16 protein-coding genes are annotated in these 21,144 nt (G+C 65.2%); 11 read left to right on the top strand and 5 right to left on the bottom strand.

Features of this window, described 5'->3' with window-relative positions; translation table 11 throughout:
• The first annotated feature begins 419 nt into the window (after positions 1-419).
• The 6 genes from HG800_RS09125 to HG800_RS09100 all read left to right on the top strand — a co-directional run bounded on the left by HG800_RS09125 (position 420) and on the right by HG800_RS09100 (position 9,162).
• Positions 420-2,672, top strand: a complete 2,253-nt coding sequence (locus HG800_RS09125) for an SEC-C domain-containing protein (RefSeq protein ID WP_169976037.1) — start codon at positions 420-422, stop codon at positions 2,670-2,672.
• Positions 2,673-3,016: 344 nt separating this feature from the next.
• The gene (locus tag HG800_RS09120; RefSeq protein ID WP_169976035.1) at positions 3,017-4,285 is read left to right on the top strand and encodes a hypothetical protein; all 1,269 of its coding nucleotides are present in this window, start codon (positions 3,017-3,019) and stop codon (positions 4,283-4,285) included.
• A gap of 1 nt (position 4,286) precedes the next feature.
• A complete protein-coding gene (gene hisI, locus HG800_RS09115; protein WP_169976033.1) occupies positions 4,287-4,697 on the top strand; it encodes a phosphoribosyl-AMP cyclohydrolase in 411 nt (136 codons plus the stop codon).
• Positions 4,698-4,841: 144 nt separating this feature from the next.
• Positions 4,842-5,999 (top strand): pyridoxal-phosphate-dependent aminotransferase family protein, encoded by a 1,158-nt coding sequence (locus tag HG800_RS09110; protein WP_169976031.1) that lies wholly within the window; start codon positions 4,842-4,844, stop codon positions 5,997-5,999.
• 139 nt (positions 6,000-6,138) lie between these two features.
• On the top strand, positions 6,139-7,773 hold the full coding sequence (serA, locus tag HG800_RS09105; RefSeq protein WP_169976029.1) for a phosphoglycerate dehydrogenase: 1,635 nt from the start codon (positions 6,139-6,141) through the stop codon (positions 7,771-7,773).
• 135 nt (positions 7,774-7,908) lie between these two features.
• Positions 7,909-9,162 (top strand): AI-2E family transporter, encoded by a 1,254-nt coding sequence (locus HG800_RS09100; RefSeq protein ID WP_169976027.1) that lies wholly within the window; start codon positions 7,909-7,911, stop codon positions 9,160-9,162.
• 217 nt (positions 9,163-9,379) lie between these two features.
• Here HG800_RS09100 and HG800_RS09095 read toward each other — a convergent pair whose 3' ends face one another.
• On the bottom strand, positions 9,380-10,855 hold the full coding sequence (locus HG800_RS09095) for an aldehyde dehydrogenase family protein (RefSeq protein ID WP_169976025.1): 1,476 nt from the start codon (positions 10,853-10,855) through the stop codon (positions 9,380-9,382).
• Positions 10,856-11,127: 272 nt separating this feature from the next.
• On the opposite strand from HG800_RS09095, the gene HG800_RS09090 reads away from it, so the two are divergent.
• On the top strand, positions 11,128-12,120 hold the full coding sequence (locus tag HG800_RS09090) for a DUF3500 domain-containing protein (protein WP_169976023.1): 993 nt from the start codon (positions 11,128-11,130) through the stop codon (positions 12,118-12,120).
• A gap of 121 nt (positions 12,121-12,241) precedes the next feature.
• Here HG800_RS09090 and HG800_RS09085 read toward each other — a convergent pair whose 3' ends face one another.
• Entirely contained in the window at positions 12,242-13,066 is an 825-nt protein-coding gene (locus HG800_RS09085) for a DUF4114 domain-containing protein (protein WP_169976021.1), read from the bottom strand.
• Between the two features lie 362 nt (positions 13,067-13,428).
• Between HG800_RS09085 and HG800_RS09080 the strand changes: the two genes are divergently transcribed.
• Entirely contained in the window at positions 13,429-14,751 is a 1,323-nt protein-coding gene (locus HG800_RS09080; RefSeq protein WP_390622623.1) for a Gfo/Idh/MocA family protein, read from the top strand.
• A gap of 73 nt (positions 14,752-14,824) precedes the next feature.
• On the opposite strand, the gene HG800_RS09075 is transcribed toward HG800_RS09080, so the two are convergent.
• The 3 genes from HG800_RS09075 to HG800_RS09065 form a co-directional block, all read right to left on the bottom strand.
• On the bottom strand, positions 14,825-15,097 hold the full coding sequence (locus HG800_RS09075) for a hypothetical protein (protein WP_169976017.1): 273 nt from the start codon (positions 15,095-15,097) through the stop codon (positions 14,825-14,827).
• A gap of 28 nt (positions 15,098-15,125) precedes the next feature.
• Entirely contained in the window at positions 15,126-15,545 is a 420-nt protein-coding gene (gene arfB / locus HG800_RS09070) for an alternative ribosome rescue aminoacyl-tRNA hydrolase ArfB (protein ID WP_169976015.1), read from the bottom strand.
• 153 nt (positions 15,546-15,698) lie between these two features.
• Entirely contained in the window at positions 15,699-17,462 is a 1,764-nt protein-coding gene (locus tag HG800_RS09065) for a hypothetical protein (RefSeq protein ID WP_169975499.1), read from the bottom strand.
• 290 nt (positions 17,463-17,752) lie between these two features.
• Between HG800_RS09065 and HG800_RS09060 the strand changes: the two genes are divergently transcribed.
• From HG800_RS09060 to wecB, 3 genes are all read left to right on the top strand, one after another.
• Positions 17,753-18,619: a hypothetical protein gene (locus HG800_RS09060; RefSeq protein ID WP_169976013.1), complete on the top strand. Its 867-nt coding sequence runs from the start codon at positions 17,753-17,755 to the stop codon at positions 18,617-18,619.
• 338 nt (positions 18,620-18,957) lie between these two features.
• Positions 18,958-19,509 carry a hypothetical protein gene (locus HG800_RS09055; RefSeq protein WP_169976011.1) on the top strand — a complete coding sequence of 184 codons (552 nt, stop codon included), beginning with the start codon at positions 18,958-18,960 and terminating at the stop codon, positions 19,507-19,509.
• A gap of 390 nt (positions 19,510-19,899) precedes the next feature.
• Positions 19,900-21,060 (top strand): non-hydrolyzing UDP-N-acetylglucosamine 2-epimerase, encoded by a 1,161-nt coding sequence (gene wecB, locus HG800_RS09050; protein ID WP_169976009.1) that lies wholly within the window; start codon positions 19,900-19,902, stop codon positions 21,058-21,060.
• Positions 21,061-21,144: the final 84 nt, after the last annotated feature.

Here is a 21,144-nt window from a genome sequence, read left to right as displayed (position 1 = left end):
TCAAGAACCAGGAGGAATAGGATTTTCGGCCTGGGGCTTCGAAAATCCTGCATCGTCGTGTGTCAATAGTCCTTCTGATCTTAGCTTCTCCGGCGATGGTTGACAGTCCCCCAGCCATCGGCGATTCCCAAGAGTCCCCATCACCGCCCCCCAACCCCTCTCGATTCGAGCATCCGGCAGCCCGCTCGACTCCCCTATTCCAGAACGACGCGAATTCCAGACGCCGCCCTGACTCCCCTCTCGACCCAAACACGGATGGGCCACGCGGTAGGCGCGGTTACGGGGGCTCTGATACCTTGAACGCAAGGCATCGGCCCTCGACGATCGGGCCGAGCAAGGGGAGTCGTGCGCACCGGAGTCGCGCAGACTCCCCACGCAACAGATTCCCATGAGTGATTCCAATAGCCAACGGGACGGACATGGCCGCGGTCGACCCCTATTCTCCCTGCCCGTGCGGAAGCCAGGAAAAGTACAAGTGGTGCTGTCACAAGGCTGAAGATTGGGCCTTGCGCGCCGAGCGCCTGATCCGCTCCGAGCAGTTCGACCAGGCCCTCAAAGTCATCGACGAGGGGCTCGCGGGCAAGGCCAAAGGGGCCTTCTGGCTCCTCATGCAAAAGGCCATCGTCCACGAGCGTCGCGACGAGCCCGAGCCCGCCCGAGAGGCGGTCAACGCCATCCTTCATGCCAGGCCCGACCACCTCGGCGCCCTGGCCCATCGGGTGCAATCGACCCTGATGGCCGAAGGCCCCGAACCGGCCGCGGCCGACCTTCAGGCCGCCCTCACCGCCATGAAGCCGGAAGACCGCCCCAAGTTCGCCGGCGTCTTCCGCATGGTCGGCGTGATGCTCGTCCGATCCGGGAGCATCCCCGCCGGCATCGCCCACCTCGAAATCGGGACCGCCGCCGATGCCGAGGACGACCCGATCGCCCAGCCCGCCCTGCGATCCCTGATGACCGACCCCGGCGTCTCGGCCTGGCTAAAAAATCCGTACGACCTGATGACCACTCCTCCGGGGCTCGATCCCGAGGCGCACAAGCGGTTCGAGGCCGCGCTGCAAGCCGCCGACGAGGCCCTCTGGGGCCAGGCCGCCGCCGGGTTCGAAACCCTCTCGGCCGACGGCGTTGCCGAGGCCGACCGCAACCTCGGCCTTTGCCGCCTCTGGATGGCCGACGATACCGGGGCCATCGCCGCCTTCCGCCGCTACGCGAAGTTCACCGGCCCGACCGCCGAGGCCGTCGACCTCGAAGCCCTCTGCCAGCAGATTGAGCCGATCGGCGACGACGATCTCATCGAGCACGTCCGCCTGACCTGGCCTTTGAACAACCGAGACGCCTTGATCCAGGCCCTCAAGAACGCCGAGCAGAACGACAGGACCATCGTCTCCGAAGGCGCCGGCGTCCTCGACCCGGACGACCCCGAAGCCGAGGAGGTCGAGGCCTTCACCCTGCTCGATCGCCCTCGGCCCGAAGCCCGGACCGGCATGACCCCCTCCGAGATGGCCCGCGTCGTCGGCCGGGCGATCATCGGGCAAGAGAGCGTCATGCTCGACGGCTTCGACGTCGGCAAGCAATTCGATGATTTTCGAGAGCAGTTCATCACCCTCGCAGCGGAGAACATCCCACCGGCACAGCCACGCACCGACGTCCTGGAGAAGGTGGCTCGCGTCTCCCTCGCCATGCGCACCGAATGGGCCGTCCCCGAAGGGCTCGACCCTGAGGAGACCCGCCGCATTCAGCGCGAGGAGCAGGCCCGGGTGATCCGCGAGGTCTGGCCCGAGACTCCCTTGCCGGGGCTCGGCGGTCGGACCCCTCGCCAGGCAATCAAGGACGGCAACGCCCAGATCCCCCTTCGCGCCTCCTTCTGCCAGCTCGACGCCGGCCGGGTCAATCCGAACCTCGACCTGCCCGCCCTCCGAGCCGAGTTGGGCATCCCCGGCGAGCCGACCCCCGACCCGGCGACCGTCGACATCGAGCGGACCCACCTGGCCCGGCTTTTCCGCATCCCGACCGCCCAGCTTTCCGACGACCGCCTCTGGACTCTTTTCCTCCGCAGCCGGAGCTTCGGCCAGCACCGCGCGTTGGAGCAAGCCGCTCAGGCCCTGGTCAACCGGCCGAACCTGCTCGAAGCCAAAGCTCCCACCGAGCGTTACGCCGTCTTCGGCGATCTGGCCAACCTCACCGCGACCCGCAGCGACTTCGCGGCCGCCCTCGCCTGGATCGAGCAGGCCCGCCGCGACGAACCCGCCGCCCACCGCGCCGCAAACGCCCCCCGGTGGGACTTCCTCGCCCTTCGCATCCAAGCCCGGAACGAGCCCCCCGAGCAATGGGTCCCCGAGCTGGCCGTCATCCTCGACCGCTACCGCGAAGACCGCACCGCCAGCCAGACGGTCGTCTCGAACCTGCTCGACATGGGCCTGATGCAGATGGTCCCCCACCCCGACCAGCCCGATCAGGTCATGCTCGACAGCCGACCGCTCATGTCCCTGATCTCCCGCTACGGCCCCCGCGTCACCACCGCCTCGGGCGCCCTCGGCGTCTCCGCCTCCCGGCCTTCGATCTGGACCCCCGGAGGCTCGAGCGGCACCGGCGGGGGAGCAGGCGTCTGGACCCCGGACGCTCCCGCGTCTTCGGGGCAGGGGGGCGAGCGCAAGATCATCCTGCCGGGCCAGTAAGCCCGATCGTGTGTCTCCCCATGTAGCACCCCAGGAGTATTTCCGAGTTTTGAACAAGGCTCCTGGGTGGGCCCGGCTACTCGCCAACTGGGGCGGCGCAGCCGCAAGAGGCTGCGAGAGGACGAACCGAGACCGCTTGTCGCCCTGCAACTCTGGTTGGCGAGTGCGCAACCGGGGCCACCCCAATCCTGGGACCTACTCGGCGAATGGCCAGGAACCGTCGAGTCGAGCTCGCTGGGGTCCCGAAACCCACTCGCCCTGACGAATTGACGTTCGAGACAATGTGCTTCGGATATCTGAAGCACCATTGAGGTCGGCCAACCCGACCCGAGGCGACTTGAGTGATGGCTTCCGACCTCCCCCCCCAGGCCGCCGAGGCCGCCCTGTCGCTCGTCCACGAAGGCTGGCGGCAGCTCCAGCTCCAGCGCCCGCTGGCGAGTTGGGCCTGCTGGCAGCAGGCCATGCGTCTCAAACCCGGCGACCGCGCCGCGGGCGAGGCCCTTGACCGCCTCGCCGATTCCGACGAACTGCCCGAGGTCGCCCGCAAGCCCCGACGACTCGAAAACCCCGCCGACGAGGAATCCCGAAGGCGTTGGGACGAGACCTTCCGCTCCCGCAACCTCGCCAACCTCGCCGACGCCCTCGACGCCTTCGAGGAACTCTCCGAGGACGAGCCGACCGACGCCGCCGCCTGGTCCAACCGCGCCCTCTGCCTCGCCTGGCTCGGTCGGAATGAGGAGGCAATCGACGCCCTCGACTACCTTGTCCACCTGACCGCCTCGTCCGATCCCGACCGCGCCGCCGAGTCGTGGGCCCTGGCCGAGATCCTCCGCCACGGCGCCGGGGCCGAGCCTCGGGCCGACGACCTGAACTACGCCTTCGAGCTTCCCTGGCCCGACGACGCTCCCCCCCCGTTCGACGCCGACGAGGCCGCCGGGGCCGTCCGGGTCATGCCCATGCCCGTCGACCCGATGACCTTCCAACCGATGGCGCCCGGCGCCCGGATCGTCGAGTGGCTCGACCGCCCGATGCCTCCCGCCGATCCCGAGCCGGCCGCCTCTGAGCTGCCGATCGTCCGCGCCGTCGTCATCCTCAACGAGGGCGTCCTCCGCTGCTCCAGCCTCCAGCGCGGGGCGATCGAGGAGGTCGAGCGCACCATCGAAGGCCGCCTCGGCCGCGGCCTCGAATTCGACCGCACCATCTCCCCGTTACCCCTGGCCATGCTCGACGCCGCCGTGGCCACCGTCCGCCTCCCCGAAGGACTTGCGATCGACGCCCGGAAACGCCTCCAGGCCGACGCCATCGCCGCCTACTTCGAAACACGATGGGTCAACGTCCCCCGAATCGGCCTCGGCGCGGGTCTCGGAGATGACGAAGGCCCTCCTCAGCGCTCCCCACTCGACGCCGCTCGCCTCATCGCCGAAGGAGATGACGTGATGCGGGCCAAGCTCTCCGGCGTCATCCTCGTCCGAGAGCAACTGGCCCGACGCCCCCGATCTCGCGAGCTATACCTCGGCTACGACTTCGATCGCCTCCGCCGCCGCCTCGGAATCGACCCGCTCGACGCCCCTCCCGCCGGCGTCGACCTCCCTCTCCAGCCCCGGGACGATTGACGTGACCTTCTCTCCGACCGAACCCGCATTCCTCAACGCCCTGAAGTGGACCGCCGACGGCCTCATCCCGGCCATTGTCCAGGATGCCGAATCGGGCGACGTCCTCATGATGGCCTGGATGGACCGCCCCGCCATCCTTCGCACCCTCGAAACCGGCCAGACCCACTTCTACTCCCGATCCCGAGGCCAGGCCTGGCACAAAGGCGGAAGCTCCGGCCATGTGCAGCACGTCGAGGAGATCCGGATCGACTGCGACGCCGACGTCCTCCTGATCCGCGCCCGGCAGGTCGGCGGCGCCTGTCACGAGGGCTATCGTTCCTGCTTCTTCCGCAAGGTCTCGCCCGACGGACAGCTCGAAACCATCGGCGCTCCCGTCTTCGACCCCGGCACGGTTTACGGCCAGGGGCACTGATCGCGCGTCGGTCGATTGCCCCTCCGATCGTCGCTTCTCCCGAACATCTCTCCCCGAACCCGGGTCGAGTTGAGTAAACTAGTTGTCTCCCCGCCCCAACGTGCCCGCCAACGCACGAGCGCGATTCAACAAGGAACCTGTACGATGCGCAAGCCGCGCCTCATGGCCCCCGGCCCCGCTCCGGTCCCCGAAGAAGTCATGCTGGAGATGGCCAAGCCGGTCATCCACTCCCGAGACCCACGCACCAAAGAGGGAATCAAACAAGCGGTCGAAGGTCTCCAGGAGATCCTGAAAACCTCCAACGACGTCGCAATCCTTGCTGCCACCGGCACCGGAGCGATGGAAGCCGCCGCGCTGCACGCCGTCCCGCCCGGCAAGAAGGCCCTGGTCCTCAACGCCGGATGGTTCGGCCTGCGATGGTCAAAGGTCTGCCAGGCCCACGGCATCCCGTTCGAGCTGCTCGACTTCGAATGGGGTCAGCCCGTCGACCCCGACCGCGTGGCCGAGGCCCTCAAAGGGCGCTCCGACATCGCTGTCGTCATGGGGACCCTCAGCGAGACTTCCACCGGCACCGGCCACCCGATCGAGGCCATCGGCAAGATCGTCGCCGAGACCGACGCGCTGTTCGCCGTCGACGGCATCTCCGGCGTCGGTGCGATGGAGTGCCACGTCGACGCCTGGAAGATCGACTTCCTCTGCGTCGGCTCTCAAAAGGCCCTGATGCTTCCCCCCGGCCTGGCGTTCGTCACCGTCAGCCCGAAGGCCTGGGCCGTCATCGACACCTTCGAGCCGAAAGCCTTCTACTTCGGCCTCAAGGCCGCGAAGAAGAAGCTGGCCGACTGGGATACGCCCTACACCCCGGCTCACACCCTGATCTTCGGCCTCAACAAGTCCCTCAGCATGATCCGAGCCGAGGGAATCGAGAACGTCTGGGCCCGCCACAAGGCCATGAGCGAGGCCTGCCAGGCCGGCGTCAAGGCCCTCGGCCTCGAACTCTTCAGCGCCCGGCCCGCCGAGGGGCTCACCGCCTTCGTCGTCCCCGAGGGCATGAAAGACACCGACATCCGCAAGAAGCTCGACGAGCGATTCGGCATCACCGTCGTCGGCGGTCAGGACAAGCTCAAGGGCAAGATCGTCCGGATCGGCCACATGGGCTACAACGACGAGGTCGACGTTGTCGGCGCTCTGGCCGCCCTCGAAATGGTCCTCGCCCAGCTCGGCCACGACTTCGAGCCCGGTGCCGGCGTCTCCGCCGCCCAGCGGGCCCTCATCGGCCAGGGAAGCCCGGTCGGCGCGGCCTGAGTCCCCCGTTGAATCTTTGCTCCTCCTCTCCGCGTCAGGAGAGGAGGAGCTTCGATCGCATCTCCTCAGGTGGCGATGCGATCCCCGCCACCGGACCATTGATTCCCTTCAAAACGATCGCAAGTGGAGCCTGATCGACGTGCCCTATCGCGTACTGGTCACCGACAAAGTCTCTGAAGAAGGTCTTGCCCTGCTCAGGGCCGAACCCGACTTCGAGGTCATCGTTCGAACCGAACTGGCCAAGGACGTGCCCGGCCTGAAGGCCGCCCTGGCCGAGTCCGATGCCCTGGTCGTCCGCTCGGGAACACAGGTCACGGCCGACGTCCTGCAAGGCCAGACCCGCCTGAAGGCCATCGCCCGCGCCGGCGTCGGCGTCGACAACATCGACGTCCCGGCCGCGACCCAGAACGGCATCGTCGTGATGAACACGCCGGGCGGCAACACCGTCTCAACGGCTGAGCACACGATGGCCCTCATCCTCTCGCTCGCCCGCAACGTGCCGCAGGCCAACGAAAGCCTCAAGGCCGGCCGCTGGGATCGCAACAAGCTCACCGGACGACAGCTCGAAGGCAAGACCCTCGGCATTATCGGCATGGGCCGCGTCGGCCAGACCGTCGCCAAACAGGCCCTCGGCTTCTCGATGCGGGTCATCGGCTTCGACCCCTTCCTCTCCGCTGAACGTGCCACCGAGCTGGGCATCGAAAGCGTCCCGCACCTGCACGACCTCTGGGGCCAGTGCGACTACATCACCCTGCACACCCCCCTGACCGCCGACACCCGCAACCTCATCAACGCCGAAACACTCAAGCAGATGCGCCCCGGTGTCCGGATCATCAACTGCGCCCGAGGCGGCCTGATTGATCCCGAGGCGTTGAAAGCCGCCCTCGACTCCGGCCACGTCGCCGGGGCCGCCGTCGACGTCTTCGATCCCGAGCCTCCCCCGGCCGATCACCCCCTGGTCAACCACCCGAAAGTGGTCGTCACCCCACACCTCGGCGCCTCGACCGAGGAAGCCCAGGTCGCCGTCGCTGAGGAGGCCGCCCGCCTCCTGGCCGATTTCCTCGCCCGCGGTCAGGTCCGCTTCGCCGTCAACATGGCGACCCTCAACCGCGCTGAGATGGAAGACCTCCGCCAGTACCTCGACCTGGCCCGCCGTCTCGGCATGCTCCACGCCCAGATGGACCGCGGCATCATCCGATCGGCCACCCTCCGCTACCGAGGCGAGGTCGCGGCCAAGAACACCCGGCTCATCACCGCCGCCTTCGCCGCCGGCTGGATGGAAACCGCCCTCCAGGGTCAGGTCAACCTCGTCAACGCCGAGGCCCGCCTGAAGGAACGCGGCATCACCCTGACCGAGGAGAAATCGACCGAGCCCGGCGACTTCGCCTCAATGATCCAGAGCGAGGTCGTGACCGACCGGAAAACCTACGTCGCCTCCGGCACCACCTTCGGCCGCGAATTCCTCCGCCTCGTCCGGCTCGGCCCCTATCGGCTCGATGCCCACCTCGACGGCACCCTGTTCATCTTCACCCACAACGACCGCCCCGGCCTGATCGGCGCCATCGGTACCGAGTTCGGCAAGCGAGGCGTGAACATCGCCCAGATGAACGTCGGCCGCGAGACCCAGGGGGGCGAGGCCATCGGCGTCGTCAACCTCGACGCCGTCCCCGACGAGGCCGCCCTCAAGGCCGTCTCCGAGCTGCCCGACATGCTCAGCGTCAGCCTCATCCGCCTGCCGGCCCACAACGAGCTACCGAGCTGGCTCCAGCTCTGACGCACCCCCTCCAGATCACCTCTGGCACCGGGATTGCACCCCGATCAGTCATGAGGAAGTGCGGGTTCGATGGATCGATCCTTCGATCCATCGGCCTCTCTTCGGCTGATCCGACGTCCCCGAGGTGATCTCATCATGCCCCGCTCCACCACCGACTCACCCCCCAAGACTCCCCAGGTCCAACTCGACCGCGAGGCCTGGGTGCGGACGGTGGCTCTGGTCATCATCGCCACCGTGCTTGTCCTGGCCGCTAGCACCCAGATCACGGGCCTGATCATCCCCTTGATCCTCGCCCTCGTCTTCGCCATCGCCTTGCACCCGGTCGCCCAATGGATCGAACGCCGAGGTCTGGGCCGGGGTGCGGCCAGTATCCTCTGCACGGCGCTCATCGCCTTGATCTTCCTGGGTGCCGTCGGCCTGGTGGTCGCCCAGGCCGGTCAAGTCGTGCGGAACTCCGACCGCTACTTCGAGCAGTTCAGCCAGCTTGCCTCCAGGGTCACCGGCACCTTGAAAGATGTCCCGGCCCTTGGCGCTCTGACCGAACCGGAAGTGATCACTGGCGGCGCGGCCGAGGAGCAGTTCAGCGAGGACGCTTCCAACGAGGACCCCTCTCGACCTTCGGCGGATTCGGAACCGAACACCAACGCCGGCTCCGCAGAATCCTCCAGCTCGGAGTCAGGTACTCAATTCACCTCGCAGCAGTACTGGACCCAAAAGATCCGAGAGAATGCCGGAGCGATTGGCCAGTGGCTTCTCCACAGCGTCGGTGGAGTCCTTGGCGTGCTGGGCCAGGTCGTCGTCTTCCTGTTCCTGATCCTCTACATCCTCTACACCCGAGGCCTTTGGTCGGAGCGGATCATTCAGGCCGGCAGGGCCTTGGGCATGGAGTTGAAGGGGAAGGACCTCGAGCGCATGGGCCAGTCGATTAGCGGCTGGGTCGGCTGCGTCCTACTCGTTGCAACCGGCTACGCGGTCACAATCACCCTCATAAGCTGGTTGATCGGTCTTCCCCAGTGGGGACTCTGGGGCCTGATGACCGGCCTGCTTGTTCTGATCCCTTATTTCGGAGCCCTGATCGCCGGCACGATGCTGGTGATCGTGGCCGCGATCACCACCCAGGCGTTCTGGCCTCCTCTGGTGATGCTGGGCGTCTACATCCTGCTCCAGACCCTGGAAAGCTACGTCATCCTGCCGATGCTCTACGGCGACGCCATTTCGATCGACCCGCTGGCGGTTCTCGTCGGTGTTCTCTTCTTCGGCTTCCTCTGGGGTCCGCTCGGGTTCGTCACCGCCTTGCCGGTCATGGTCCTGATCCGGGGCTTCGTCGAGGCCACCCCCGGCTCCACTCCGATCAAGGCCCTGTTCGGAACCGACGGGAGAAATTCGTAGACCGCCCCAACCCCTCAACCCTCTCCTCCACAAAACACCACCGGCCCCTCAGCCCTCCCCCCGCTCGTGGGGGAGCCGGTGGCCGAAGGCCGGGTGAAGGGGCCTCCGCCAGGTCAAACACACCGCGAGAGGCACGCTCGAACAGCCCAAGCGTCCCCCTCCTCCCACCAGGAACAGAGCGAGAGGAGGGGATCGAGAAGAACGTTTTCAAGCATCCTCAATCGAGCGACACCGTCACCGTCTTCTGCTCGATGTAATTGTCGAGCGCCTTTTCGCCCAGTTCCCGGCCAATGCCACTCGCCTTGAACCCGCCGAACGGCGCGGCGGCATCGAACACATCGTAGCAATTGACCCAGACCGTCCCGGCCCGCACGCGGTTGGCGATGGCGTGTGCCTTGCCGATGTCTCGCGTCCAGACCGCCGCGGCCAGGCCGTAATCGGTCGTGTTGGCCCGCTCGACGACCTCGTCGATCTCCCGGAACTTCAGGACCTGCATGACCGGCCCGAAGATCTCGTCGGTGGCGATCGCCATGTCGTCCTTCACATCGGCGAACACGGTCGGCTTGATGAAATACCCCTTCTCGCCGAACCGCTCGCCGCCAGCCACGCAGCGGGCCCCTTGCTCCTTGCCTTTCTCGATGTAGCCGAGGATCTTGTCGAACTGCTCGCGATCGACCTGCGGCCCCTGCTCGGTCTCCGGGTCGAACGGATCACCGAGCCGGCGGGCGCTGCTCTTGTCGGCCAGACGTTCGACCATCTCGTCATAGACCGATTCCTGTACGAACAGCCGGCTGCCCGCGCAGCAGCATTGCCCCTGGTTCAGGTACAGGCCGAGCATCGCACCATCGACCGCCTTCTCCAGGTCGGCATCGGCAAACACGATGTTCGGGCTCTTGCCCCCCAGTTCCAGCGTCACCCGCTTCAGGGTGTTCGACGCATTCCGCATGATCAGCTTGCCGACCTCGGTCGATCCCGTAAACGCGACCTTATCGACCCCCGGATGATCGACCAAGGCCGATCCTGCCCCCGGCCCAAATCCGGGGACGATGTTGATCACCCCTTCCGGAAACCCCGCCTCCATCGCCAGCTCGCCCATGCGGAGGCAGGACAGGGGGGTCTGCTCGGCCGGCTTCATCACGATCGTGCATCCGGCCGCCAGCGCCGGTCCCCACTTCCAGGCGACCATCAGCATCGGGAAGTTCCACGGGATGATCTGCCCCGCGACCCCGACCGGCTCTTTCCTCGTGTAGCTGAAGAAGTTCCCTCGAATCGGGATCGTCTGCCCGTGAATCTTGTCGGCCCAGCCCGCGTAATACCGCAGGCAATCAACCACCAAGGGCAGGTCGCCATTCCTCGCCTCGCTGAGCGGTTTGCCGTTGTCGAGCGACTCCAGCGCCGCCAGCTCGTCGATCTGCGACTCCATCAGGTCGGCAAGCTTATTGAGGAGCCGGCCCCGATCCCGGGCGTCCATCGTCCGCCAGGGGCCAGTGTCGAACGCCTTCCGAGCAGCCTTGACCGCCAGATCAATATCCGCGGCGTCCCCCTCGGCCACCTGGGCGATGACCTCCTCAGTCGCCGGGTTGATCGTCTCGAAGGTCTTGCCGCTGAGGCTGTCACGCCACTGACCGTTGATCAGGAGCTTCGTCTGAAAGGAGCGATTGAGCGTCGGTCGGGCCTCGGTCGCCGTGGCCATTGGGGGACCTCCGTTCTCGGTTCAGTCTGAATCGTCAAAGGGGCGGAGAGGAACCCATCCTCCCGATCGATCCTCGGGAAAGGGCACTCGATCATCTTATCCCTCCGGCTCCGACCGGCTCAACCCGTGCGATCGGCCGAGCCGCTTTGTTCAACAACGGGGCCGGTTCTTGCTTACACCGGGAATTCCCGCGTGATAGAGTCAACGTTCCGGCGTGGGGTCGCGCCGGGCGATCCGATCGACTTTCCTCAACCGCGCGGAGGCCATCCCTGATGTCTCAGGACAACCGCAACGACGCCCGCCCTGATTCGGTTTCTCGTCGCCAGTTTGTCCGCACCGTCGGCGGTGCGGCCGCCCTCAGCGGCCTGGCCCCGCTGGTCAATGCACACGCCGCCTTCATCGGCGACGGGCCGAGCCAGAGCAGCGCGGCCGAAACCGCCGCCGCTCGGCTCTTCGAATCGCTCAAGCCCGAGCAGCGTGAGGTCCTCTGCTTCCCCTACGATCATCCGCTTCGCACCCGGATCAGCGCCAACTGGGCCATCACCGACCCGACCATCGGCCAGCTCGACACCGAGCAGCAGATGCTCGTCGAAGACATCGTCCGAGGCGTCACCAGCCCCGAAGGCTACGACCGCTTCCGCATCCAGATGGATCAGGACTCCGGCGGCTTTGAGGAATACCACATTGCCCTCTTCGGCAAGCCTGGCTCCGATCAGTTCGAATTCGAGATGACCGGACGCCACCTGACCCTCCGCGCCGACGGCAACAGCAACCCCGGCGCGGCCTTCGGCGGCCCGATCGTCTACGGCCACGGCGAAGGGGACGCCAAGAAGGGCCTGCCCGGCAACGTTTTCTACTACCAGACCGTCAAGGCCAACCAAGTCTTCGGCGCCCTCGACGGCAAACAACGCGAGCTCGCCCTCGTCGAGAAGGCCCCTCGCGAAACTGACGTCTTACTCCAGGGCGAAGGCGGCACCTTCCCCGGCATCTGCCTCTGCGAACTGTCCAGCGATCAGAAAGAACTGGTCCAGTCCGTCATCCGCGTCCTCCTCGACCCGTACCGCTCCGAAGACGTCGAGGAAGCCATGTCCATCATCGAAGCCGGCGGCGGCCTCGACGCCCTGCACATGGCCTTCTACAAGGAAGGCGACCTCGGCGACGACAGCGAATGGGACATCTGGCGCCTCGAAGGCCCCACCTTCGTCTGGCACTTCCGCGGCGCTCCTCACGTCCACACCTACGTGAACATCGCCAAGAAAGTCTAAGCCTCCCGTCCTCCCAACCCCTCTCCCCCACACCGGGGGAGAGGGTGGCCGCAAGGCCGGGTGAGGGGGCCAGCGGCACGAACGCGAGGCCCGGTGTGCCGCGCGAGGCCCACTCAATTCATTACGCGGCGGAAAGGTCCTGGAGCGGCTTGCGCCGTCGTCCGAATCTGGTCCAACCGGCCATGATTAACGCAATCCCGAACAGACCGTTGACGATCGTTGTGGGCTCGGGAACGACCGAAGGAATCAGTTCGGCATCAATGGTAAAGGCCAGATCGACAAAATCCTGATCCGAGGAACCTGTGCGTGTCAGGTCCTCAAACGTGAATAGCGTCACCCCATTCCCGACAAATGACAGCATCTGATCAAGTTCCCCTGGATTCGCATCGGTGATCGAAAACAAAGGGGACCGTAATAGATTGTCGCTGGTCTGCGAGGGATAGAATGCACCAGGATTCGCCTGGAAATTCGCTAGGGTATTATTCGGGATCAGAAAGAACCCGAGCGTCGTTCCCGCCGCGACGGTAAAGCTTCTCGAAACGATGGGATTGTCAACCCGATCGTCGAACACCTGCACTGCACTCGACAATGCCTGAGTCGCCCAGAGCTGCTTCTCCGTCACAGGGTTCGCAGTGGGGACACTTGCATCAAAGAAACCGAACGTATACAGAAAAGCCCCTGTGTTTGCCACAAAGGTAAATGTAAGGTTCGTGTTTGAACCGGGTGCCCCAGGAACTTCGAACGTCAACGCAGTCGTTTCTGAGGCGCTATTCGTACTTCCGATACCAACCTGATTGAGCAGATTGGATACGTTGCCTGAGTTCAGCCCCGAAGGACCAAATTGTGTCACGATGTCGGCGTCCGCTTGCTCAGCGATCATGAAGAGCATTGGAACAACGAACACGGCTGTCTTCCATCTCCACTGAATCAATCGTTGATCAATCATAAATCTAGTCTCCTCCGGCCACTGTGCGATGGTGTCTCCTCCACCAACGGAGGACATCCGACTAGCCTCGTCCAGGCCGGTAGCCGGGATCTTGATTCCACCACATGAAGACAGCAAGCGTTATCTTTATCTGTTACGAAAAACAACACAAAAAGCAGTGTTCGAAACGTACGCAAAAACCGCTCTGAACTTGAGGGCAAGGTCGCTTCCAAACTACAACGGTATTCGTGTTCTCGAATGATCAGCCTGGTTTTCCATTCCGACCGACCTGAGTTGAGAATACGGATTACCATTCGCTCCTCCGGCGTTCTTCTCGTGAGTCACCACAACGCCCCTCACCTCCCGAGGCGCCCCCCATGACCATCACCCGACGCTCCTTCGTCCGCTCCGCTGCCGCCGCCGGGGCCTTCGCTGCCATGCCCGGGATCCTCCAGGCGAAGCAAGATCAGACCTACTCCACCGCCCTGATCGGTTCCGGTTGGTGGGGAACGAACATCCTCCGCGAAGCCATCGCCTCCGGCCGATGCCGCCCCGTCGCCCTCTGCGATGTTGATGAGTCGCAGATCGCCTCCTGCAAGTCCACTCTCGGCGGCATGCTCCCCGATTCGATCAAGATCTACAACGATTTCCGCGAGCTACTCGACGAGCAAAAACCCGACATCGCCATCGTCGCAACCCCCGACCACTGGCACCCGCTCATCACGATCGCCGCGTGCGACGCCGGCTCCCACGTCTACGTCGAAAAACCGATCGGCCACACCATCCTCGAAGGCAAGGCCATGGTCGCCGCCGCCCGACGCAACGACCGCGTCGTGCAGGTTGGAACCCACCGCCGCGTCTCGCCGCACAACATCGCCGGGATGGAAATGCTCCGCGACGGCACCGTCGGCGATGTCGGTATGGTCCGCGCCTTCGTCCACTACGGCGGCGGTCCCGAGGAACCGAGCCCGAACGAAGCCCCCCCCGCCGGCCTCGACTGGGACCTCTGGTGCGGCCCCGCCCCGCTTCACCCCTTCAATCCCAAGCTCCATCCGAAGGGGTTCCGCAACTTCCTCGACCTCGCCAACGGCACCCTCGGCGACTGGGGCATCCACTGGATGGATCAGGTGCTCTGGTGGTCCGACGAGGTCGCCCCCAAAACCGTCTTCTCCACCGGCGGCCGACCGATCGCCGGCCCGGCGATCAACGACGGCGATCGCCTGACCACCGACGCCCCCGACCATCAGATCGCCGCCTTCGAATTCGAGAACTTCTCCCTCTCTTGGGAGCACCGCCGCTTCGCCGGCAACACTGCCGAGAAGACCCACCCCCAGCAGGCCGTCGGATGCTACTTCTACGGCACCAACGGCACCCTGCACATCGGCTGGCTCGACGGCACCACCTTCTACCCCCGCGACGCCAAGCGCGCCGCCGTCAACATCCCCGCCCAGCTTCACGAGCCTGACCAGCAAAACATTCGCGAACTCTGGGCCGACTTCCTCGACGCCATCTCCTCCGACCGCCGACCCGTCTCCGACATCGAGATTGGCCACCACTCGACCAACCTCAGCCTCCTCGGCATGCTTTCCTACAAGCTCGGTCGCAGTATCCACTGGGACCACGACACCCACACCATCCCCGGCGACGCCGAGGCCAATGCCCTCCTCCGCCGCGAGTATCGCTCTCCCTGGATCTATCCCGTCTAAACCTCACCGAGACTCCAACTCCCCATTGGGCCGTCTTGAGGATTGCCACGATTCCCAGGACGGCCCGATTACCTCACATTCCTTTCCGCGTTTCCAGCTCCTTGAGAATGCCGACCAGCAAATGCGGCTCTCGCTTCTGCATCAGGTGCTCAATCCGGGAGGCCGGAAACTCCATCTTCGTTAAAATGTCGGCCGCCTGCTTCCAGAGCCGGTCGCTCTTTTTCCCCTCGGCCAGGTAAATCTCGGCGATCAGGTCGGAAAGTCGCTGCGACTTGATCGCGTCAAAATTCTGATAATATCGCTTAATGATTTTCTGTTGATGCGGCGAATAATCGCGGTCGGCCATTGATGTAAGACTCCGTTCCGTGTTCGACTCAATCAAATGATGGGGGCTTGCGCAGCTTCTTGGTGGTCGAGCGTTGCTTCTTCTGCTCGGCACGCCGCACCTTCGAGCCGAGCGTCGGCTTGGTCGCGATCCTCGGCTTCGGCGGCGTGGCCGCTTCCAGCACCAGATCGCGGACCTTGTCCAGGCAGTCGTCAATGTTCCGCAGGCGATCCCTCGTGCGCTGTGAGGAGACGATCAGATCCCCGTCACTCGTCAGCCGAGAACCGATCTGACGCATCAGCCGACGGCGGACCGGCTCGGGCAGGCTCGGGCTGTCTCCGGGCCTCCAGCGCAGGACGGCCTTGGTCGCCACCTTGTTGACGTTCTGTCCGCCGGGTCCGCCGGATCGGATGTAGTCGAATTGGAATTCGTCCATAGGGATCGAAATCCGGTCGTTGATCCGAAGCATGCCCGTCCCCTTCGATGCGTCTCGAAACCACGAGACAAGCCCCCCGGCTCGACGTCCGGGGGGCTCGCTCGATCGTTCCAACTATCCTAACGACCGCAAGGGGGGGCGGTCAGGTTCAGATTCAGAATCGAATTCCACCTCGGACCGATCCGATCAACGGGCCGATGTCCCGTGCTGGCCATAGTCGATCGTGATGGTCGGGGCCGCCACCGGTCGGGTCGAAACCGCCGGCGACACAGGCATCCGGATCGACGGGTCTCGCAACGTGGATTGCGGGGTCGCGGCTGATGCCCCTCCTCGGTTCGCCAGGCTGATCACCGGGCCACTTCCCAACGTCACGCCGGGAGACTGGGCCACAGCTCCCGCCAGGGTCGCCGCCGGGGCCGGCTGGCCGAGCAAAACCCGAGGCGGAGCCACCGGAGCCGGAGCCGGAGCCGGCATGGGTGTCAACTGTCGACCCAGGGCCGCCTGTGTCGGCACCGAGCCGAGTGTTCCGTGGATCGCCGGTCCAAGCACTTCCTTGAGTCTGGGACCCTGCCCCGGTTGCAGCCCTTGATAGAGCGACAATGGCTGCGGCGGAGCATTCGGAGCCGGCTGAGGAGCCACATTGATCCCGGCCATGAACATCATGGCATCGCGATTGAAGATCTCGAACGGGCTCTCGAACTTCGTCCCATCGTTCAGCTCGCCGGTCAGGGTCACCATCGTGGCCCCGGGCGGCAAGGGGTCAAGGTCGGTGCTCAGGAAAACGTACGTGGCATCCAGGTACGGGTCCCGATTGGCAAATCCTGTGAAGACCGACACCGGCTCAGCCCCGGAGAGGCGCACCGTCGGCGTCGCGATCTGCTCGACATTGAACCGAGGCGCCCCGAACACGTTGACCCGGACCAGTTGCGGATGCGCCGTGTTGACCACCCGGTGCTGGTGCGGATTGACCAGGATCTTCGGCTCCAGCGGCGGGCAGGGCGGCGGGGGCGGCGGCGGCGGCGGCGGGGGCGGGGGCGGCGGCGGCGGCGGCGGCGGCAGAATCGCATCACCAAAGGTAAACGGCAATGGCGGAATCTGCGCCTCGCTGATCCCGTCGTCCTGCGCCGATCCGGCAAAGGCCGAGACCTGCAGATCGGTCTCCGGAGTCAGCGTCCCCCCTGTCTGCTGGGCATAAAGCTGCGAGAAGTTCCGGACCTCGAACTCGAAGTTCGGCGCCTCGGGCGTATTGGTCAAGAACGACGAGCCGATGAACTCCGGCAACATCGTGCCGAAGCCCCCCCGCAGAGGGTCGCTCGAATACTCGGCCACCATGTAGGTCTGCCGAAGCGGCTGAAGCGTCACGGGGTCGATCCCGCCGTTCATCCCCGCCACCACGTTATCGCTCAGCGTGGTCGGGTCGTTCAGGTCGTCGTTCCCCAAAAAGTCAATGCTGACATACATGTACTCCGACCCCCCGAGCAGCATCGGGTCTTCGAAGAACAAGGGCAGCGCCTGAATTTCCGGGGCAACCGTGCCCCCGTTCAGGTTGTTGTCCGCATCGCCGGCAATGACCGGCTGGCCGGTCTTCTGGTTGACCGGCTGCTGCATCCCGAAGTACAGCGAATCATTCTCCGGACTGTACGACACCCGGATCGCATCAAGCTGGAAACCAGAGACGCGGATGAACTCACCCAGTTCGGGCGGTTCGGCCGGAATGATGGGAACCAGGTAATCTGGGTCGCCTGGTTCGGGAGTGAGGACCACAACACCTGGACTTGTTGTTTCTGGAAAATCGATTAAAACGTTTCCCGTGAAGTCGACGCTCATGAGTTGTCGATGATCCAGATGCTCAACTGCGGCCCCTGAGCGTCGTCGCGTTTTCCGCGCGATCGGCTCTCGGCGGGGTCGCCAGGAAAGCATGGCCTGGAGGATCTTCCTGATCGCGGTCATGGCGTCCTCGTCCTTTCTCACGGGAGGCCCGCGCCGGAGGCGGCCCCGGGCATGACGCGTATCGGGCCGCCACAGTGGCGGCCGGGCCGGCGCGCGACGCAGTCCGACGATAACCCCAGGAGGGGGAATCGATGGCCAACGCCGCCGGGGAGTGGAGCTCTCGCTCGTCGGCCCGCGGCACGACCCGAGCCAAGACCACTCCTCGATCGATCGTTCGGTGTCCCGGGCTGTTCGCTCCGAGCAGAATGCCCGGTCCCGATCAGCCGCCGAGACGTGGAAGGAGACACGGCATGCGGCAGCACAACTGCCCCATCTTGATAGCGGTCGGTTTCGGCCTGATCCTGGTCGCCAGGACGGCCTCGGCCGGTGCCATCCAGCTGACCGGGAACGTTGAAAACGACTTCCCAATCGAGCCCGGCAATGGCATCGTGGTCATCGTTGATAACCCCGATTCGTTCGGAAACCCGAGTCCCGGCGACGTGGCGCAGCACGCCTCGTTGCCCGGCACGACCGGATGGAACATCAAGGACCTTCGCCTGGCCTATGATGATACCTCCGATACCATGTATTTCGGCCTGAACTTCTGGGGAGTCGCCGGCGATGCCGATGGCGACGGGATGCCCGGCCAGCTCTCCGCTCCCCTCGGCCATGATCGACCGAGCCTCGGCGGACTGGAGGCAATTGTCGTCGCGCTCGACCTGAACCTCGACGGCACCCCCGACGTGATCGCCGGAGTTCCGGCGAACAAGTCGAGCGTTGGCAAGGGCACCGACCACTTCACCGTCGCTCAGTACAAACAATCCCCCGCCGGTATGGCCTTCAGTTTCGGTGATACCCTCACCGAACACCTCGGCCAGCTCGCCTTCGACCCGTCGGCCGAGCACCCCGACTTCCAGTTCACCATCGGCAACTTCATGCAATTTGAAGGCCTGGTGCCGGAAGACGGCTTCGTTGTCAGCGCCTTTGCGGGCGCTCCCGACGATGTGATCGCAGGGGAAGACTACATCTCCAGCACCCGCATCGCCTTCCCCGGTCGCGAACAGGGCGGATCGGGAGATCCTGTTGTTCCCGAGCCGACGACCGTCCTGGCCTGGGCCATGATGGCCGGAGGAGCCATCGCCTACCGGGTTCGCACCCGATCGCGACGAACGCTCTGATCCGATCATCACAACTCGGGCAGCCATCGCTCGAACTCCATTCCAATGAGGCGGGGCCCCCATCCGTGGGGTTCCGCCTTTTTCTTTCGGCCGATCCGCACCCGAAACTCCCGCGCTCAACCCGGTTCGAGACACCCCCGTCTGCGCCGTCCGTCATCACCGTCGAACGTTACGCTGCCCTTCGCCCCACCGCAGCCCGCAACCTCAACCCGACCCTTCGCGTTGCATGGCCGTCTCCTGCTCGATACGCTTCGATTGAGCAGCTCCTCTCCCCCACTCCCCTGGGATTCTCGCGCCCGACCCCCGCGGGGCCATCGCTCTGGAAGGGAAACGGACTCATGGATCGCTCAACGCGTCGACCACCGATCGCCCTGCTTGCCCTGCTCCTTCTGGGACTCGCCGGCCCCATCGCGCCGAGCCTCGGTCTGCAAACCGACGACGACAAGGCCCCCACCAAGCCCCGACGTCCCGACCTGACCGACCCGGTCATCTGCCTCAATGTCCGAGGCTTCCGCAACTTCATTCCTCGCGACGAGCCCATCCTGACCCCCGACCAGAAGCTCGAAATCTATTACGAGCCCTTCAACTTTCTCATCCTGCGCGACGCCGCCAGCGGCCTCTATCGAGCCCATCTGGTCCAGGACGTTCACATCCGACGCGCCGGCAGCACCCGACGCCTCCAATCCCTCCCCGCCGCCATCGACTACTCTCCCGAATCCGAGGAACCTCCCACCTCGCTCTACCTCCACACCACCGTCTCCCTCAAGGAACTTCCCCCCGGCGCTTACGAAATTGATCTGGTCCTCCGCGATCGCCTCGGCGATGGTCCCTCCGAAACCTTGCACACCCTCACCTTCCAGGTCGTCTCCTCCCTGCCCGACGATCGCTGACTGCGGGCTTTCCCCCCATCCCAGTTCGCCTGTCCCGATTCCCAGCAATTGCCTATGATCCGGCCCTGAGCGGTCTTCGCCTTGCCGACCGAACCCCAACCCCTTTCCCCGCCTGCGGTGCGGGGCGTCCGCTCTCCACCCTCTCCCCCGACCCCGCGGGAGAGAGTAGCCGCAGGCCGGGTGAGGGGATTCCCTGGTCGAACGCGAAGCCTTGCGATCCGAACGAGGACCCCTCTCCCCAACCCTCGCTCGCGCAAGATCCCTTGAATCTTCGATCCACTGCCTACTGCCTACTGCCTATTGCCTACTGCCTATTGCTTGCAAACTCTGCTCGAATGACCCCCGGCCCTTCGCTCGGCCGGATTCCGGTCAACGACGAGGGCCGTCCTGATGTCTCGAACCGTCGCCTGCGTGGTCGGAACACGTCCCGAAGCCGTCAAGATGGCTCCTGTCATTCTGAAGCTCCGCCAGGCCGGGGCCGAGACCGGTCTTCAGGTCCGGGTCGTCTCGACCGGACAGCACCGCGAGTTGCTCGATCGCGCCCTGGCCGACTTTTCCTTGCAGACCGACGACGACCTGGCCCTCATGCGCCCCGGTCAAGATCTTGTTGAGCTGACCAGCCGATGCCTCATGGCCCTCGGCCATTGGCTCGACGAGCACCGGCCCGACCTCCTGATTGCCCAGGGTGACACCACCACCGTCTTCGCCTCGGCGCTGGCCTGCCACTACCGCCACGTCCCCTTCGTGCACATTGAGGCCGGGCTGCGCTCCGGGTCGCTCGCTGAACCGTTCCCTGAAGAAAGCAACCGCATTCTCACTGCTCGCCTGGCCGATCTGCACTTCGCCCCCTCCGACGCCGCCTGCGCCAACCTCCTCCGCGAAGGGATCCCGGCCGATCGGATCCGGGTCGTCGGCAACACGGTCATCGACGCCCTGCGATGGATCGAGGCCCGTCCCGTTCCGTTGCCCGTCGAGCCGAGCACCGATCGCATGATCCTCATGACTGCCCATCGTCGCGAAAACCTCGGCCTCCCCCTGGTCCGAGCCTGCCGGGCCGTGGCGAAGCTGCTCCAGATCGACACCAGCCTCTGCCTCGTCTTCCCCGTCCACCCGAACCCGGACGTCCGATCTGTCGTCTCCCGAGAACTCGGCGAACTCGATCGCGTCCACCTGATCGAGCCGGTCAACTCACCCCAGTTCGTTGCCCTCATGAAGGCAGCCCGCCTGATCCTCAGTGATTCCGGGGGCGTGCAGGAGGAAGCCCCCGCCCTCGGCCGACCGGTGCTTGTCCTCCGCGACCGCACCGAGCGCCCCGAGGCCGTCGAACAGGGCTCCTGCCGCCTCGTCGGCACCGACCCCAACCTCATTCTGACCGAGGCCCTCGCCTTGCTCTCGCCGACCGCCGCCCCACTGCCGCCGTGTTTCCCCTACGGCGACGGCTTCGCCGCCGATCGCATCGTCCGCACCCTGGCCGATCGCTTCCACGTCCTCGACCTCGACCCCAACGCCCCGTCAATCCCTCCCCTCTCACTCGCTCCCCAGGCCGCCTGAGCCCCAGGTAACTCCTGGTTTGCCTTGCACGTGGATTCCGTGGCGGATTCGGTGACGGATCGTTATCCTGAACCGCTCGAATCC

Source organism: Tautonia rosea (assembly GCF_012958305.1).
In the GTDB taxonomy this organism is placed as follows: Bacteria; Planctomycetota; Planctomycetia; order Isosphaerales; family Isosphaeraceae; genus Tautonia; species Tautonia rosea.
Note: the sequence above shows the minus strand (reverse complement) of the source record. Positions and strands in the feature narration are given on the sequence as shown.

Bases quoted from the DNA above. Each gene is read 5' to 3' on its own strand.
- HG800_RS09125 (WP_169976037.1), top strand. From the start codon at position 420: ATGGCCGCGGTCGACCCCTATTCTCCCTGCCCGTGCGGAAGCCAGGAA.
- HG800_RS09120 (WP_169976035.1), top strand. From the start codon at position 3,017: ATGGCTTCCGACCTCCCCCCCCAGGCCGCCGAGGCCGCCCTGTCGCTC.
- HG800_RS09110 (WP_169976031.1), top strand. From the start codon at position 4,842: ATGCGCAAGCCGCGCCTCATGGCCCCCGGCCCCGCTCCGGTCCCCGAA.
- HG800_RS09100 (WP_169976027.1), top strand. From the start codon at position 7,909: ATGCCCCGCTCCACCACCGACTCACCCCCCAAGACTCCCCAGGTCCAA.
- HG800_RS09095 (WP_169976025.1), bottom strand. From the start codon at position 10,855: ATGGCCACGGCGACCGAGGCCCGACCGACGCTCAATCGCTCCTTTCAG.
- HG800_RS09090 (WP_169976023.1), top strand. From the start codon at position 11,128: ATGTCTCAGGACAACCGCAACGACGCCCGCCCTGATTCGGTTTCTCGT.
- HG800_RS09085 (WP_169976021.1), bottom strand. From the start codon at position 13,066: ATGATTGATCAACGATTGATTCAGTGGAGATGGAAGACAGCCGTGTTC.
- HG800_RS09075 (WP_169976017.1), bottom strand. From the start codon at position 15,097: ATGGCCGACCGCGATTATTCGCCGCATCAACAGAAAATCATTAAGCGA.
- arfB (WP_169976015.1), bottom strand. From the start codon at position 15,545: ATGCTTCGGATCAACGACCGGATTTCGATCCCTATGGACGAATTCCAA.
- HG800_RS09065 (WP_169975499.1), bottom strand. From the start codon at position 17,462: ATGACCGCGATCAGGAAGATCCTCCAGGCCATGCTTTCCTGGCGACCC.
- HG800_RS09060 (WP_169976013.1), top strand. From the start codon at position 17,753: ATGCGGCAGCACAACTGCCCCATCTTGATAGCGGTCGGTTTCGGCCTG.
- HG800_RS09055 (WP_169976011.1), top strand. From the start codon at position 18,958: ATGGATCGCTCAACGCGTCGACCACCGATCGCCCTGCTTGCCCTGCTC.
- wecB (WP_169976009.1), top strand. From the start codon at position 19,900: ATGTCTCGAACCGTCGCCTGCGTGGTCGGAACACGTCCCGAAGCCGTC.